We start from the raw sequence: 671 nt of genomic DNA, 5'->3' as shown, positions 1-671 counted from the left end.
GGGAAATGGGTATTCAAGAGTTACGATGCTGAAAATAAAGCAGTAAATAAAGCAGATGTAGAGTTTGTAGGAACATGGGTATTCGTGGCTAATAAATACGGTGTAACCTACAAATTTGAAAGTGGGACACCAGGTAAGACATTGCCAGAAGCAATAGAAGGCTATAAACCAACCGACCAAAACCGTTATGTAGATAAATCAAATGTAAATGCGACTCAACCGACAAAAACAGAGTACGTAGATGCAGAAAATGATGGTAAATGGGTATTCAAGAGTTACGATGCTGAAAATAAACAAGTAAATAAAGCAGATGTAGAGTTTATAGGAACATGGGTATTCGAAGCTAATAAATACGGTGTAACCTACAAATTCCAAAGTGGGACACCAGGTAAGACATTGCCAGAAGCAATAGAAGGCTATAAACCAACAGACCAAAACCGTTATGTAGATAAATCAAATGTAACAACAATTCAGCCAACAAAAACAGAGTATGTTGATGCAGAAAACGATGGGAAATGGGTATTCAAGAGCTACGATGCTGAAAATAAACAGGTAAATAAAGCAGATGTAGAGTTTGTAGGAACATGGGTATTCGTGGCTAAAAAATACGGTGTAACCTATAAATTTGAAAGTGGGACACCAGGTAAGACATTGCCAGAAGCAATAGAAGG

General features: G+C 37.4%; 1 protein-coding gene. It reads left to right on the top strand.

Annotation, left to right across the window (positions count from 1 at the left end):
• Positions 1–671 (top strand): SHIRT domain-containing protein (locus tag SMIDD26_RS08465; protein WP_246747004.1); only part of this gene is annotated, 671 nt, incomplete at both ends.

Origin of the sequence: Streptococcus mitis (genome assembly GCF_001579035.1) — a bacterium.
GTDB lineage: Bacteria > Bacillota > Bacilli > Lactobacillales > Streptococcaceae > Streptococcus > Streptococcus mitis_J.
Note: the sequence above shows the minus strand (reverse complement) of the source record. Positions and strands in the feature narration are given on the sequence as shown.